The sequence below is a fragment of the Collimonas fungivorans genome (genome assembly GCF_028292705.1).
GTDB classification, from domain to species: Bacteria; Pseudomonadota; Gammaproteobacteria; order Burkholderiales; family Burkholderiaceae_D; genus Collimonas; species Collimonas fungivorans_B.
The window spans coordinates 1-14663 of sequence record NZ_JAQGLV010000029.1 but is presented as its reverse complement, the minus strand read 5'-3'; the positions used below and the strand labels follow the sequence as shown (position 1 = coordinate 14663).

Annotated in this window: 13 protein-coding genes and 1 pseudogene; 6 read left to right on the top strand and 8 right to left on the bottom strand. The window is 56.6% G+C overall.

From position 1 onward, the window contains the following. Window positions 1-106 precede the first annotated feature (106 nt). Window positions 107-2065, top strand: a complete 1959-nt coding sequence (locus JWQ61_RS01225) for a methyl-accepting chemotaxis protein (RefSeq protein ID WP_304358907.1) — start codon at window positions 107-109, stop codon at window positions 2063-2065. Window positions 2066-2133: 68 nt separating this feature from the next. Here JWQ61_RS01225 and JWQ61_RS01220 read toward each other — a convergent pair whose 3' ends face one another. Both JWQ61_RS01220 and JWQ61_RS01215 read right to left on the bottom strand, forming a co-directional pair. Next, window positions 2134-2559, bottom strand: a complete 426-nt coding sequence (locus JWQ61_RS01220; protein WP_014004909.1) for an organic hydroperoxide resistance protein — start codon at window positions 2557-2559, stop codon at window positions 2134-2136. A gap of 184 nt (window positions 2560-2743) precedes the next feature. After that, a complete protein-coding gene (locus tag JWQ61_RS01215; protein WP_304358906.1) occupies window positions 2744-3229 on the bottom strand; it encodes a MarR family winged helix-turn-helix transcriptional regulator in 486 nt (161 codons plus the stop codon). A gap of 295 nt (window positions 3230-3524) precedes the next feature. On the opposite strand from JWQ61_RS01215, the gene JWQ61_RS01210 reads away from it, so the two are divergent. Continuing rightward, window positions 3525-5894, top strand: a complete 2370-nt coding sequence (locus tag JWQ61_RS01210; RefSeq protein WP_304358905.1) for a DNA polymerase II — start codon at window positions 3525-3527, stop codon at window positions 5892-5894. A 68-nt stretch (window positions 5895-5962) separates the two neighbouring features. On the opposite strand, the gene JWQ61_RS01205 is transcribed toward JWQ61_RS01210, so the two are convergent. Next, the gene (locus JWQ61_RS01205) at window positions 5963-6595 is read right to left on the bottom strand and encodes an FMN-dependent NADH-azoreductase (RefSeq protein WP_304358904.1); all 633 of its coding nucleotides are present in this window, start codon (window positions 6593-6595) and stop codon (window positions 5963-5965) included. A gap of 132 nt (window positions 6596-6727) precedes the next feature. Here JWQ61_RS01205 and JWQ61_RS01200 point away from each other — a divergent pair, with 132 nt between their 5' ends. Then, the gene (locus JWQ61_RS01200) at window positions 6728-7627 is read left to right on the top strand and encodes a LysR substrate-binding domain-containing protein (protein WP_304358903.1); all 900 of its coding nucleotides are present in this window, start codon (window positions 6728-6730) and stop codon (window positions 7625-7627) included. On the opposite strand, the gene JWQ61_RS01195 is transcribed toward JWQ61_RS01200, so the two are convergent. From JWQ61_RS01195 to JWQ61_RS01175, 5 genes are all read right to left on the bottom strand, one after another. Further along, the gene (locus JWQ61_RS01195) at window positions 7624-9822 is read right to left on the bottom strand and encodes an OsmC domain/YcaO domain-containing protein (protein ID WP_304358902.1); all 2199 of its coding nucleotides are present in this window, start codon (window positions 9820-9822) and stop codon (window positions 7624-7626) included. The two genes, JWQ61_RS01200 and JWQ61_RS01195, sit on opposite strands and share 4 nt — an antisense overlap. A gap of 460 nt (window positions 9823-10282) precedes the next feature. Then, window positions 10283-11044 (bottom strand): glucose 1-dehydrogenase, encoded by a 762-nt coding sequence (locus JWQ61_RS01190; RefSeq protein ID WP_304358901.1) that lies wholly within the window; start codon window positions 11042-11044, stop codon window positions 10283-10285. 38 nt (window positions 11045-11082) lie between these two features. Continuing rightward, window positions 11083-11673, bottom strand: a complete 591-nt coding sequence (locus JWQ61_RS01185; RefSeq protein WP_304358900.1) for an NADPH-dependent F420 reductase — start codon at window positions 11671-11673, stop codon at window positions 11083-11085. A 66-nt stretch (window positions 11674-11739) separates the two neighbouring features. After that, window positions 11740-12165: an Rrf2 family transcriptional regulator gene (locus JWQ61_RS01180; protein ID WP_304358899.1), complete on the bottom strand. Its 426-nt coding sequence runs from the start codon at window positions 12163-12165 to the stop codon at window positions 11740-11742. A 135-nt stretch (window positions 12166-12300) separates the two neighbouring features. Further along, window positions 12301-12879, bottom strand: a complete 579-nt coding sequence (locus JWQ61_RS01175; RefSeq protein ID WP_304358898.1) for a TetR/AcrR family transcriptional regulator — start codon at window positions 12877-12879, stop codon at window positions 12301-12303. Between the two features lie 157 nt (window positions 12880-13036). Here JWQ61_RS01175 and JWQ61_RS01170 point away from each other — a divergent pair, with 157 nt between their 5' ends. From JWQ61_RS01170 to JWQ61_RS01160, 3 genes and pseudogenes are all read left to right on the top strand, one after another. Further along, on the top strand, window positions 13037-13789 hold the full coding sequence (locus tag JWQ61_RS01170) for an SDR family NAD(P)-dependent oxidoreductase (RefSeq protein ID WP_304358897.1): 753 nt from the start codon (window positions 13037-13039) through the stop codon (window positions 13787-13789). Between the two features lie 94 nt (window positions 13790-13883). Next, window positions 13884-14015: pseudogene (locus tag JWQ61_RS01165) on the top strand (NAD(P)-binding domain-containing protein); the annotation flags it as partial. A gap of 48 nt (window positions 14016-14063) precedes the next feature. Then, a partial coding sequence (locus tag JWQ61_RS01160; RefSeq protein WP_304358896.1) for a methyltransferase occupies window positions 14064-14663 on the top strand: 600 nt, incomplete at its 3' end.

The following is a 14663-nucleotide window of genomic DNA, read 5'->3' as shown; positions in this document are numbered from 1 at the left end:
GCCCCCTTCAACTTTCGCGAAAGTTGTCGTTATTGACTTTGATTGCCACGAATTCGGCAGGATGCAACACGCCGCTTCAATCCGCCTAACAAGAAAAGGATAGTCAATGAACAATAAATTCTTCAACAGCCTCAACGTAGGCATCAAGCTCAGCTTGTTTACCTTTTTGCTGGCCGCCGTGATCTTCCTGGTCTACGGCTGGGCCAGCGCCCACTCTACCTCGCAATTGCTGGAACAGCGCGGTACGCGCGACATTTCCGGCAGGACCGGCACCATGATCCAGATGCTCGATACATTCGATACCAGCCATAAAAGCGAAGCCGAGCGTTTCGCGTTGCTGCTGGCAAGTTATTTCCCCGCAAAATTTTCCATCGACAGCGGCAAGACCGTCGATGTCGCCGGCAAGCCGGTGCCGTTGCTGAAGAACGGCAATGACGCTATCAACATGAATTTTTCGGTCGCCGACAGCTTTACCTCGGCCAGCCGCGCAGTGGCGACGATCTTCGTCAAGAACGGCGAGGACTTCATCCGCATCTCAACCTCGCTCAAGAAAGAAAACGGCGAGCGCGCCATCGGCACCGTGCTCGACCACGGCCATCCCGGATACGCCCGCTTGCAGGGCGGCTTGTCGTATATCGGGCGCGCCACGCTGTTCGGCAAGGAATACATGACTGCCTACAACCCGGTCAAGGACGAGGCCGGCGCCATCGTCGGCGCGCTGTTTGTCGGCGTCGACATCACCGGCGATATTGAAACGCTGAAGGCGCGCATCCGCTCGGTCAAACTGGGCGATACCGGTTATTTCTACGTGCTCAACGCCGCCCAGGGCAAGGACCTGGGCAAGCTGCTGGTGGCGCCGGTCGGCGAAGGCAAGAATGTGCTGGCGCAGAAGGACGCCGACGGCCGCGAATTCATCAAGGACATCCTGGAACGCAAGGAAGGCAGCATGCGTTATGCCTTGCAGGAAGGCGCCGTCAAGGGTGCGGAAAAAATCGCCGCTTTCGCGCTATACAAGAACTGGAACTGGCTGATTGTCGGCAGCGAGGATGCCGCCGAACTGACGCAGGAGATCACCACCCTGCGCAACCGCAATGCCCTGTTCGGCCTGGCGGCGGTGCTGATCATGGTGGCGGCGCTGTACTGGCTGATCCGCAACACCATCAGCCAGCCGCTGGAGAGAGTCAAACAGGCTGCGCAGCAACTGGCGGCGGGCGACCTGAGCGCCATGCTGGCAAGCGATCGCGGCGACGAAATCGGCCAGCTTGAACAAGCCATCAACGGCATCAGCCAAGGCCTGGCCGGCGTCATCGGCAATGTGCGGCAAGGCACCGGCGAGATGGCGCGCGCTTCGCAGGAAATCGCCGAAGGCAACGCCAACCTGTCGGCCCGCACCGAATCGCAAGCGGCTTCGCTGGAACAGACCAGCAGCTCGCTGGAACAGCTGACGGCCGCGGTGAAACAGAGCGCCGACAGCGCCCAGCACGCCAACCAGCTGGTGATCAGCGCATCGGGGCAAGCGATCGAGGGCGGCCAGGCGGTCGGCCAGGTAGTGGATACGATGCAGGCGATCAAGGGCAGTTCGCGCAAGATCCACGACATCATCGGCGTGATCGACGGCATCGCTTTCCAGACCAATATCCTGGCGCTGAATGCCGCGGTGGAAGCGGCGCGGGCCGGCGAACAGGGGCGCGGTTTTGCAGTGGTGGCGGCGGAAGTGCGCAACCTGGCGCAGCGTTCAGCTACTGCCGCCAAGGAAATCAAGGGCTTGATCAGCGATTCGGTAGAACAGGTGGATGCCGGCGGAAAGCTGGCGGATGCGGCCGGCCAGACCATGCAAGGCATAGTCGTAGCGGTCAAGCGGGTGGCCGACATCATGCATGAAATCACGGCGGCGACCGGTGAGCAAAGCAGCGGCATCGAAGAGATCAACCGCGCCATGGGTCACATAGACGACATCACCCAGCAGAATGCCGCACTGGTCGAACAGGCCGCGGCGGCTGCCCAGAGCCTGCAGGACCAGGCGGCGCAGCTGGCGCAGACCGCCGCCGTTTTCAAGCTTGGCTAACAAACTTGCTTAAAAAAAGCCTGGCAAGCCAGGCTGGGCGGATGCAGATTGTGATCCGCCCCCGTTCATTACACCAAGGTCAGGGTAACGTCGATGTTGCCGCGGGTTGCGTTGGAATAAGGGCAGACTTTGTGCGCCTTGTTGACCAGGTCTTCTGCAGCGCCGGCGTCCATGCCTGGCAGGGAAATACGCAATTCGACTTCGATGCCGAAGCCGCCGGGAATCTGGCCGATGCCTACCAGGCCGGTGATCGACACGTCTGCAGGCAGGCTGATTTTTTCTTGCGAGGCGACGAATTTCATGGCGCCGATGAAGCAGGCGGAATAACCGGCTGCAAACAGTTGTTCAGGATTGGTGCCTTCGCCACCGGCGCCGCCCAGTTCTTTCGGTGTGGTCAACTTGACGTCCAGCACGTTATCGGATGACACGGCGCGGCCGTCACGGCCTCCGGTTGCGGTGGCTTGGGCGCGGTACAGAACTTTTTCGACTGACATGATGGTTTCCTTTATTGGCCGGTTGGAAAATCCTTTGGATCGATACAGTCGGCCGTACTGATGATCCGGATCAAAGGTACAACATTTAAATGACGCAAGAATGAAACGCGCCATAAGGTGATTCTTAATTACACAATTATATTGCTCACAATTTATATTTCATGCAAAACCAGGCTCTCTATCCTTAAGCAATATTGCCGGCCATCGCGGCACGCAAACGCCGCAGTTCCTGGGTCAGCGCTTTCACTTCGTCCAGCGAGCATTCAACGCTGCAACTCACCTGCTGCGGTATTTCCAGCGCTTGCTGGCGCAGATTCTTGCCGGCCGCGGTCAGGCTGACGATGACCTGGCGCTCATCGTGCGGCGAACGCTGGCGGCGCAAAAAACCGCTGCTTTCGAGGCGCTTGAGCAAAGGCGTCAGCGTGCCGGAATCCAGGAACAGGCGCTCGCCCAGTGCCGACACAGTCAGTTCGTCACGCTCCCACAAGGTCAGCAGCACCAGGTACTGCGGATAGGTCAAACTCATTTTCTGCAGCAGCGGCTTGTAAAGCTTGGTCATGGTCAGCGATGCCGAATACAGCGCAAAGCACAGCTGATTGTCCAGCAGCAGGCTGTCCGGCCCGAATGATTCCGGTGCGAGGTTTGCAGTCGATTGTTTGCTGGTGTCCATGGCTTGAATAATATATCGCTCAAAATTAAATTGCAAGCAATCTAGTTTGCATTTAAATCTATCGCCGGGATTGCGGATAACTATGACGCCATCCTTGCACGCTCCCATTTCAGGCTCTTCTGCTCCGACAACAAGGCAACGGCCAGAGTTTCGAAATAATTGCATTCTTGCAGGCCGGCGACCAAAGCAAAATGCAATCATGAAATGTATCATTGCAAGACCCGGTCTTTCTCCCGGCATTCCTCGCGCCGATGCGCAAACGAGGTATATATAAGCAGCTCTATAAGGCAGTAGCGTGGCACAACAAGGTTTTATCCTGACTAGGCACTGGCGCGACACTCCCAATGGTACAGAAGTCGAGTTCTGGCTGGCGACTGACGACGGCCCGCAGCACATCCGCCTGGCACCCCAGGAATCGGTGGCCTTCATACCTGTCGAGCAGCGGCAGCAGGCTGAAAGCGTGCTGCGCAACGAACGCCGGTTCGAGCTGCGTCCGCTGCTCCTGAAGGATTTCCAGTACCGTCCGGTGCTGGGCCTGTATTTGCAGCAGCATCGCCAGCTGATCAAGCTGGAGAAACTGCTGAGGGATAGCGGCGTCGATGTCTACGAAGCAGATATCCGCCCGCCGGAACGCTACCTGATGGAGCGCTTCATCACCGCCCCGGTCTGGTTCGCAGGCGAAAAAAATGGCGGCGGCCCCATGCTCAACAGCACCATGAAACCTGCGGTCGAATATCGTCCACAGCTGAAGCTGGTATCGCTCGATATCGAAACCACGGCGCATGGCGACTTGTATTCGATCGCCCTCGAAGGCTGCGGCCAGCGCCAGGTGTACATGCTGGGGCCGCCCAACGGCGACGCCAGCGAGATCGACTTCGACCTGGAGTATTGCGCCAGCCGCCCGCTCCTGCTGGAGAAACTGAACCAATGGCTGGAGCGGCATGATCCCGACGCCATCATCGGCTGGAACCTGGTGCAGTTCGACCTGCGCGTCCTGCAAAAGCATGCCCAGGAATACCAGGTACCGTTGCTGATCGGTCGCGGTGGCCGCGGCGGCAGCCAGATGGAGTGGCGAGAACATGGCTTCAAGCCGAACCACCATTTTGCCTCCGCGGCCGGCCGCCTGATCATCGACGGCATCGAAGCGCTGAAATCGGCGACGTGGAATTTCCCTTCCTTCAGCCTGGAGCATGTCGCCCAAACCCTGCTGGGCGAAGGAAAATCCATCACCAATCCCTACCAGCGCATGGCGGAAATCGACCGCCGCTTCGCCGAGGATAAACCGGCGCTGGCGACCTACAACCTGAAAGACTGCGAACTGGTGACGCGCATCTTCGCCAAGACCGAACTGCTGGAATTCCTGTTGGAACGCGCCGCCGTCACCGGCTTGCCGGCGGACCGCAGCGGCGGTTCGGTGGCTGCTTTCAGCCATTTGTATCTTCCCCATATGCACCGCCAGGGTTACGTCGCGCCGAACTTGGGCGAGGTGGCAGGTGATTCCAGTCCGGGCGGTTTTGTGATTGATTCGCAATCGGGCCTGTACGATTCGGTCGTGGTGCTGGACTATAAAAGTCTGTATCCCTCGATCATCCGCACATTCCTGATCGATCCGGTCGGGCTGATTGAAGGCATGCAGCATCCCGGCGACAGCGATTCCGTGCCCGGCTTCCGCGGCGGCCGCTTCTCGCGCAGCAAGCACTGCCTGCCAGGCATCGTCAGCCAGATCTGGCAAGGGCGGGAAACGGCAAAACGCCAGCGCAATCAGCCGCTGTCGCAAGCCTTGAAGATCATCATGAACGCCTTCTGCGGTGTGCTGGGATCGACCGGCTGCCGTTTCTTTGATCCCCGCCTGGCGTCATCGGTCACCATGCGCGGCCATGAAATCATGCACAAGACACGCGAGCTGATCGAAGCCAAGGGCTATCAGGTCATCTACGGCGACACCGATTCCACTTTCGTCTGGCTGAAGCAGCCGCACACGGAGGAACAGGCTGCCCAGATCGGCAATACCCTGGCGCGCGACGTCAACGAATGGTGGCGCCTGCATCTGCGGCAAACCCTAGATATCGAATCCGCGCTGGAACTGGAGTTCGACACCCACTACCGCCGCTTCCTGATGCCGACCATCCGCGGCACCGAACTGGGCAGCAAGAAACGCTACGCCGGCTTGATCGTTAACGCCGACGGCGCGGACGAGATGGTGTACCGGGGGCTGGAGTCGGTGCGCTCCGACTGGACGCCGCTGGCCAAGGAATTCCAGCAGCAGCTTTACCAGCACATATTCAAGCGCGAGCCCTACCAGGCATATGTGCGCGATTACGTCAGCCGCACGCTGAATGGCGAATTCGACGAGCTGCTGGTCTACCGCAAACGGCTAAGGCGACCTCTGGATGCATACGAGCGCAATGTGCCGCCGCATGTACGCGCCGCGCGCGTGGCCGATGAATTCAACCGCGAGCAAGGCCGGCCGTTGCAGTACCAGAACGGCGGCTGGATCAGCTACGTGATGACCACGGCCGGCCCCGAGCCGCTGGAAACGCAGCGCTCGGCGATTGATTACGACCATTATCTGACCCGGCAGCTGCAGCCGCTGGCGGATGCGATATTGCCGTTTCTGGACGATAATTTTGCGGCTTTGGTGGGCGGGCAAAAGGAATTGTTTTAAAGCCAGGTATTGTTCTCGACCGGCCGCTGCCAGCCAGCAGCCGCCATTCGATCAATTCGCGATCAGGGTTAAAACGCGCGTGCGATCGCGCGGGCTTCTTCGATTGCGCTACTTCGATCAGTCTTTCCATCGGGGCCGAACAAGGTGCGTTCGACCACAATGCCAACGACATCTTTCACGCCAACGAACTTGAGCCAGGTTTCCATATAGGGGCGCTGAAGGTCGAACTCGCTGGCTGGAGTAAACGAACCCGGCGACATATAGCTGAGTCCGCGCGCGTAGACAACTGCCGCCTTTTTCCCACGCAACATGCCCGCGAAACCTGAACTGTCGAACGTGAACAGCAAGTCCTTCTGCGAGATCACGTCGATCAGATGCTTAAGCTTGTACGGGATGCTGAAATTCCATAGCGGCACGCCAAACAAGAACTTGTCCGCCTCGTGGAATCGCGCCGCGAGTTCTTCGATGCCCTGCCATGCCGCTGCCTGGGCTGGCGTCAAAGCCGCCCCGTTCAGTCCGGCGTACTTCGCGGCTAGAGCATCGCCGTCGAATTCGGGCATCGCCAGGCCCCATATGTCGAGCTTCTGTATTACGTGATCTGGATGCTCCAGCCGGTACGCATCGAGAAACGCATTGCACACTTCGATGGACGCCGAATACCCCTTGTTGGGTGAACCTTCGATATAGAGCACGCGTGTCATGGAACCAGTCCTTATCAACGGTGGCGGCGACGCGCAGGATGCGCGGTCGCCCACCGTGAATTGCAGTGTATCGAGTTAGCTTATAATCTTAAAACGATATTAATTGATTAAATTAACCCAATTTTATGATTAATGAATAATCCTCTCGACACTGCACTACTTCTTACGTTTGTTACCGTCGCCGATGTGCGGAGCTTTACCGGCGCCGGCCGTAGACTGAATCTGAGCCAGTCCGCGGTTAGCGCCCAGGTTGTTCGTTTGGAAGAACAAATCGGCCGTGCTCTTCTTGTACGCAATACACGTAGCGTCGCGCTCACAGAGCATGGTCAGACACTGCTCGGATACGCTCGAGCGATGCTCAATCTGAGCGAGGAGGCAAAAGCCAGGCTGGGCACTGGCGAAGCGTTCGGTGGCAAGCTGCGCATTGGCGTATCGGAAGACGTTGCGGGGGCTTGGTTTCCGGACGCGATGCGCCGCTATAGCGCTTCGCGCCGTGGCTTGCTGTTGGATCTGACGGTCGACATTGGCGACAATCTGTTTCGACGGTACGCAAACGGCGATTTCGATCTCATGATCGGTAGCCGCTGTTCACACTCGGACAAAGGCGTGACTTTGTGGCGAGAGCCGCTCACCTGGGCGTTTGCGCGTCACGAGCCGCTGCCAGAAGGTGATGTGCCGCTGGCCTGCTCCCCCGACCCGTGTCCATACCGGGAGGCAGCCGTCAAGGCGCTTGCGTTAGCCGGCATGCCTTATCGAATCGCATGCGAAAGTCCGAGTGTCACGGGTATCCGAGCCTTCGCGCGAGCCGGCATCGCCATCGCACCGATGTCGCGTAACGCGATCGACGACGAGCTTCGCGAATTGGGTGCGTCTGAAGGCTTGCCGGAACTGCCGGAAATTGAATTCGTCATGATGTACGACGCCAAGATGCCGACTGCTGTCGAATTCGCCGAGACGATTTTCGACGAGGTCGCCGCTCGCAGAGGAGCCCGCAAACGCAATCAGGAAATAGCCAAGAATCCTCGCTCTTAATTAGCCCGAGCCTTATGCAATTTTTTGTAGCTGTCGATCAGACGCTGGTGCCTATCGAGCCCCTCCAGTTTCATGCTGGTTGGCGTCAACCCGAAGAAGCGCACGCTGCCGTCCACTGACCCCATTACCGCGTCCATCCGAGCGTTGCCAAACATCCGGCGGAAATTGACCACGTAATCGTCCAGTTCCAGGTCGTCATCCAGCAGCACCTCCAGCACTACATTCAAGGCCTGATAAAACAATCCGCGCTCGGCCGAGTTGTCGTTGTACTGCAGGAAGGCTCCCACCTGCTCTTGCGCCTCCTCGAATTGCTGCAAGGCGAGATGGATCAGCAGCTTCAACTCGAGAACTGTCAGCTGTCCCCAGTCCGTATTCTCGTCAAATTCGATACCGATCAATGTGGCGATGTCGGAATATTCATCGAGCTCATTGTTATCCAGACGCTCAAGCAGCGCTTCCAGGCCGGCATCGTCCAGGCGATGCAGATTCAAGATATCGGCGCGGAACAACAGCGCCTTGTTGGTGTTATCCCAGACCAGATCTTCTATCGGGTAAATTTCCGAATAACCAGGCACCAGAATCCGGCAGGCTATGGCGCCTAAATTGTCATACGCCGCCACGTACACCTGTTTGCCCATGTCTTCGAGAATACCGAACAAGGTCGCGGCTTCCTCGGCATTGGAGTTGGCATTGACACCTGCGCCCTGGCCAGAAAAATCCCATTCAACAAAATCGAAATCCGCTTTGGCGCTGAAAAAGCGCCAAGACACAATGCCGCTGGAATCGATGAAGTGTTCGACAAAGTTGTTTGGCTCGGTCACCGCTTCACTGGCAAAGGTGGGCCGAGGCAATTCGTTGAGGCCTTCAAAACTGCGCCCCTGCAGCAATTCCGTCAGACTGCGCTCCAGCGCCACCTCCAGGCTTGGGTGCGCGCCGAACGAGGCAAACACACCGCCGGTGCGCGGGTTCATCAAGGTGACGCACATCACCGGGTACACCCCGCCCAGCGACGCATCTTTCACCAGCACCGGAAAGCCCTGCTCTTCCAAGCCCTGAATGCCGGCCAGGATGCCAGGGTATTTCGCCAGCACTTCCTGCGGTACATCAGGCAATGTGATTTCACCTTCCAGGATTTCGCGTTTTACCGCCCGTTCGAAAATTTCCGACAGACATTGCACCTGCGCTTCGGCCAGCGTGTTGCCGGCACTCATGCCGTTGCTGACGTACAGGTTTTCGACCAGGTTGGACGGGAAATACACCACCTCGCCGTCCGACTGCCGCACATACGGCAGCGAACAGATGCCGCGCTGTACATTGCCGGAGTTGGTGTCGACCAGATGCGAGCCAAATAAATCGCCGTCGGGATTGTAAATTTGCAGACAGTACTCATCCAGAATTTCGGCCGGCAGTGCATCTTTACGGCCAGGCTTAAACCAGCGCTCGTTCGGGTAATGTACAAACTCCGCGTTGGCGATGTCTTCGCCCCAGAAAGTGCCGGCGTAGAAATGGTTGCAATTCAGCCGCTCGATATACTCCCCCAACGCCGACGCCAGCGCGCTTTCTTTGGTCGCTCCCTTGCCGTTGGTAAAACACATCGGCGAATGCGCATCGCGGATATGCAGCGACCACACATTGGGAACAAGATTGCGCCACGAAGCGATTTCAATCTTGATGCCCAAGGCCGCCAGAACGCCCGACATGTTGGCGATGGTTTGCTCCAGCGGTAGATCCTTGCCCGCAATATAGGTGCTGGCGTCAGAAGCCGGCTTCAAGGTCAGCAAGGCCTGTGCATCTGCATCCAGGTTCTCGACCTCTTCAATGACAAACTCGGGTCCGGCTTGCACCACTTTTTTCACCGTACAACGCTCGATGGAGCGCAAAATGCCTTGGCGGTCTTTGGCGGAGATATCCGCCGGCAACTCAACCTGAATCTTGAAAATCTGCTGGTAGCGGTTTTCCGGATCAACAATATTATTCTGCGACAGGCGGATGTTTTCGGTAGGAATATTGCGAGTTACACAATACAACTTCACAAAGTAAGCTGCACACAAGGCCGATGAAGCCAGAAAATAGTCGAACGGACCAGGCGCTGAGCCATCGCCCTTATAGCGGATAGGCTGGTCGGCCACTACCGAGAAGTCATCGAACTTGGCTTCAAGACGCAGCTTATCGAGAAAATTGACCTTGATTTCCATGGGGTAACTCTAAAAATGATGTAGGCGCTATTATCCGTCGCTACGCCGATACCGTGCAATGTATCGATGGTTTCCTAAAACACTGCGCATACGGATAATTTGACAGGCGAACGGCATGGTGCAGTACATGCTTGGAACCGGCGAGCTTCCATGCGCCATGGCGATATCCAGGGCAGCGCCAAGTGCAATTGCACCAAATGAAATCGCAGATAGATTGGCACCATTCAGTTATGTCCCCTTCGGCCAGAAGCGGTCCTTCAAGACCTGGAAGATTAGAAGCTAATGCATGACCAACGCTCAAAAACGTTTGTTAGATGAATGTGTGAATAACAAATGGCCGACGTTCATGGAATCATCCGCCATTTTTTTGGATTCATAGAATTCTTCTCGACAGCAAATCAGCAGACTTATGTCTTAGGCGCCCATTGAGCCGCTGTCATGAGGGGAAGACATTTTGATGTTAGACCTGCGCCATACCCCCGTCGACGGCGAGATCCACCCCGGTGATATATGAACTTTCATCGGAAGCAAGGAATGCGACGACGCTAGCGATTTCCTCGGGCGTGCCTCTGCGGCCCAGCGGAACTTGCGAAGCGAACTGAGCTGCCGCCTGTTCTGCCTGTTCAGCGGTGAGGCCCGCCTTCTCCAAAGCCTGAGTTTCGATTGGGCCAGGACTCATCGAATTCACACGAATCTTGCGATCCTTTAGCTCCATCGTCCAGCCGCGCGCAAAGCTGCGCACGGCTGCCTTGCTAGCAGCGTAGGCGGTGAAGGCTGGCACTCCCAGCACGTTTGCGTTCGAAGAGGTTAGGATGATCGAGCCGCCATCTTTGAAAAGGGGAAGCGCTTTTTGCACGGTAAAGAATAATCCCTTTACGTTGACATCGAAGATCTTGTCGAAATGAGACTCGGTCGCCGTTGCAAGCGGCGCGATTGTCCCTCCACCTGCGTTCGCAAAAAGAATGTCAATGTGACCATGTTTTTCTTTCACAACGGCATAGAGACGGTCGAGATCGTTTAGGTTCGAGACGTCGCTTTCGACCGTCATCACGTTTTCTCCGATGAAAGCTGCGGCTTCAGCCAGCTCTTTCTGTCTTCGCCCAGTGATCACGACATGCGCACCTTCTTCTACAAAGCGCTTGGCTGTGGCCAAGCCGATGCCGCTATTACCGCCTGTGATGACCGCGATTTTTCCTGCTAATTTATTTGCACTGCTGTTCATTGTCTTATCCTTTAAACGTTAGTCGTTTTGCGTTGGATTCAGGAATTCATTCGTTTGATCAGATCCATGTGAAGTCCGCTTAATGGGGCGCCGAATTCCTGGAGTCTTCCAGACTCAATCAGGCCCCCAAGATCCACCGGGGCAAAGCCGGCTTCGTCGAGAACGCGCGCTAGTTTCTGCTTCGCGGCTTTATCGTCGCCCGACATAAACAGAACCAATTTGTGGTCGTTCTCTGAGGAGTCTGGCATCCAATTCATGACGAGCGTATTGAGTGCCTTGATGACTCCAGCCCCAGGCGCATGACTTGCGATGATCTCGCTCGAAGTCTTGCCCTCGGCGTTCTCATTGGAAGGTCGATTTGTCGCGTCGACAAGAATCCGCCCACCCCAATCCGAAACCTCGGCGAGCGCGTGCTTTGCCTGCTCCCACCGGACACATAAGATCACGATATCTTGCATCGCTGCTTCCTGGACAGTGCCTGTTTTGGCATTCGGGCCGATACCACGCACGAGTTCGTTTAACGAATCCGGCCCTCTGCTGTTGCTAAGCACAACCTCGTGCCCATACCGCACCAAGTACTTAGCGTATGTTTGGGCAACATTTCCCGCTCCGATAAATCCGATTCTCATAAAATTCACTGCCTTTCGCTTATTTTATAGATACTATTAACGTATCTATTTAGATCAAAAAAAACGCTAACGAGATTTGCTCCTGATTTTTGAAACAACATCAGCTAGTGTGGTCTGCTTCAAATCATTTTCAACAGCTTTCTGCGTACCGACCAGAACCTCGCCCATCACTTCCTTGATATTACTGCTCACTACGCACCACTCCTTTTTCTCATAGGTGTGGATGGCAAAAACACTTGGAGGGTTTACAGCATGCGAAATGTCTAACAGCGAAATGCTTTTTGGATTTTTAGTAAGCGCGTAGCCGCCTGCTTTACCGACAGTGGCTTTTACCAACTTCGCTTTGGAGAGCTTCGCCAGGATTCTCTTAACAAAAATCGGGTTCGCATTGACGCTGCCGGCTAAAACTTCAGACGTAAAAAACGTTTCATAGTGGGCGATCGCCGCCAACACATGAACCGCAATTGAAAACTGAGTATTTACCGATGCCATAAAAGATATTATTATCGTATCCATTAAATAAGTCAAGCATAGAAAATTGGCGCTTTAGCAAGCGACAGCTGCTTTCAATGTAGATTAATACAATCTTTTAAACGTCCGCAATCGGCCATCCGATGCCGATCTGATTCAACATGCTGCCTTTTTGACATTACTGCTCGACCGATTTGGCAGGATGGCGCTAGTGACAATGTGAACGAGATGATCGGCCCGTGGCGCGAATGACGGTAGGTCGACGAGCCAGCCGAGCGCCGCCATCAGGCCGAACAGGTCGTCCCCATTCATATCGGTGCGCGCCGTTCCTTCGGCCTGAGCACGGTGCAGTAGTCGCGCGCTCGCTGAGTGCACCGCTGCGCATGAAGCATAAAGAGCGGAGTCCGGGTTCGCGTGGGCGGCCGCCATCAGGGCGACGACGCCCCTATAGCTTTGGGCGAATGTCATCCATTCGCGAAACCAAGATACGAGCGCTTCGTCAGGTGAATTCGACGTTTCGAGTTCGCCTGCCTTCTGCGTCAGTTGGTCCAGATTCGTACACAACAACGCTTCAAACAAGGCTTCTCGCGTCGGGAAATGACGCAGCAGTGTAGCCAACCCGACGTCAGCCCGGCGGGCGATATCTCGCATGGACGCGTCGACACCGTGCTTGGCGACAACGTCGTGCGCGACTGCAAGTAGATGGCTGTAATTTTTTTTGGCGTCGGCTCGCATGGGGCTCCTTGACAAACGGATCACTGATCCGTATAATTGGATCACTGATTCGGATGTTGCGAATCAGGATCTGGATCTGTGATCCAAATGATACAGCGCCTTTGTACCAATGGGAACAGCGGCGCTGCCTTACAGCACAAACGAAAGGTGAAAGATTATGAAAAAATTAGAAGGTAAGGTTGCAGTTATCACGGGCGGAAGCAGCGGGATTGGCTTGGCCACAGCCAAGCGCTTCGTGGAAGAAGGTGCGCACGTCGTGATCACTGGGCGACGAGAGAAAGAGCTGATGGAGGCTGCCGCCGCCATCAAGAGAAACGTTACGACGGTCGTGGGCGACGTGTCGCGCTTGGAAGATCTGGACCGGCTCTATGCCGTCGTGAAAGAGAAACATGGTCACATCGATGTTCTCTTCGCGAACGCGGGCGCAGGGACAATCGCACCGCTCGCGGTAGCTACTGAGGCCCATTTTGACCAGACCTTCGACGTGAACGTGAAGGGAATGTTCTTTACGGTACAGAAGGCCCTTCCCCTTTTCAAAGACGGCGGTTCGATTATCCTGAACTCTTCGGTCTCAAACGTCCTCGGGCTTCCAGGATTTACTGCTTACGCCGCGAGTAAGGCGGCTGTGCGCAACTTCGCGCGCGGCTGGGCTTTGGAATTGAAAGACCGCAAGATCCGCGTAAATAGTATGAGTCCCGGAGCAATCGACACCCCGGCCTTGGCGACGACGACGGGCCTTACCGCCGAACAGGCCGAGCAAGCAGTCGCACAGTTCACCACGCAGATCCCAATGGGCCGCAGAGGCATGCCCGAGGAAATCGCGGCGGCAGTCGCGTTCCTCGCCTCCGATGAAAGTTCTTACATCACCGGTGTGGATCTCGCCGTCGATGGAGGCATGGCGCAGGTCTGACCCCGGCGCGCTCCCGTGGCTGGCCCACAAGCCCCGCCAGTCGTGGGACCACGTTTCTCACACTTTAGTTTTAACACAAGGTCGGAGAAACATTATGAGCTATGCAATTGCAGGATTCGGCAATATCGGCCAGGCTCTTGCTAAGGCGTTTGCCCGCAAGGGCATCGAAGTGTCCGTTGCAACCACGCGCGATCCGGAAGGCTTTGCATCTGCTGCGACCGCGATCGCAGATGTCGCCGCAATTACCTATACCCAACCGTAACGGAGATTCCCGATGTACGAACAATCCAAACTATCCGAGTTGATCCAGTTCGCACGAGTTGTTGCGGGCTCTATCGTCATCGATGTTTACCCAGGCGACGGCGACTGGACCCGTCTCTTCTCCGACATCGTGGGACCCGGAGGACGGGTCTACAGCTTCGTGCCGGCCGAAGTCGCCAACTTCAAGAACGATCCGCTAGGCCGCATGCGGACGCTCGCGAAGGAGCCGGGACGAGAGAACGTCGAAGCCGTCTCCGCGGACCTCGTGGCGGTGCCGAAGGCCACGCAACCAGCGGACGTCCTGTGGTTGCACCTGTTCTACCATGATCTCCACACCGAGCTGATGCAGGCCAGGGGCGCAACGGCGGCCCACTTCAATCGAGCCGTCTACGAGCAGCTGAAGCCCGGTGGGTCCTACGTCATCGTAGACCACGCCGCCGCCGTCGGGGCGGGCACCAGCGACGCCCAGTCACTGCATCGGATTGAGCCTGCATCCGTTCGCGAGGAGGTGGAGGCGGCCGGTTTCGTACTGGACGCGGAGAGCACCATGCTCGCGAACAATGGCGATCTGCACTCGATCAAGGTGTTCGATTCGTCGATCAAGGGCGAGACC

Bases quoted from the DNA above. Each gene is read 5' to 3' on its own strand.
- JWQ61_RS01225 (WP_304358907.1), top strand. From the start codon at position 107: ATGAACAATAAATTCTTCAACAGCCTCAACGTAGGCATCAAGCTCAGC.
- JWQ61_RS01220 (WP_014004909.1), bottom strand. From the start codon at position 2,559: ATGTCAGTCGAAAAAGTTCTGTACCGCGCCCAAGCCACCGCAACCGGA.
- JWQ61_RS01215 (WP_304358906.1), bottom strand. From the start codon at position 3,229: ATGGACACCAGCAAACAATCGACTGCAAACCTCGCACCGGAATCATTC.
- JWQ61_RS01205 (WP_304358904.1), bottom strand. From the start codon at position 6,595: ATGACACGCGTGCTCTATATCGAAGGTTCACCCAACAAGGGGTATTCG.
- JWQ61_RS01200 (WP_304358903.1), top strand. From the start codon at position 6,728: ATGAATAATCCTCTCGACACTGCACTACTTCTTACGTTTGTTACCGTC.
- JWQ61_RS01195 (WP_304358902.1), bottom strand. From the start codon at position 9,822: ATGGAAATCAAGGTCAATTTTCTCGATAAGCTGCGTCTTGAAGCCAAG.
- JWQ61_RS01190 (WP_304358901.1), bottom strand. From the start codon at position 11,044: ATGAACAGCAGTGCAAATAAATTAGCAGGAAAAATCGCGGTCATCACA.
- JWQ61_RS01185 (WP_304358900.1), bottom strand. From the start codon at position 11,673: ATGAGAATCGGATTTATCGGAGCGGGAAATGTTGCCCAAACATACGCT.
- JWQ61_RS01180 (WP_304358899.1), bottom strand. From the start codon at position 12,165: ATGGCATCGGTAAATACTCAGTTTTCAATTGCGGTTCATGTGTTGGCG.
- JWQ61_RS01175 (WP_304358898.1), bottom strand. From the start codon at position 12,879: ATGCGAGCCGACGCCAAAAAAAATTACAGCCATCTACTTGCAGTCGCG.
- JWQ61_RS01170 (WP_304358897.1), top strand. From the start codon at position 13,037: ATGAAAAAATTAGAAGGTAAGGTTGCAGTTATCACGGGCGGAAGCAGC.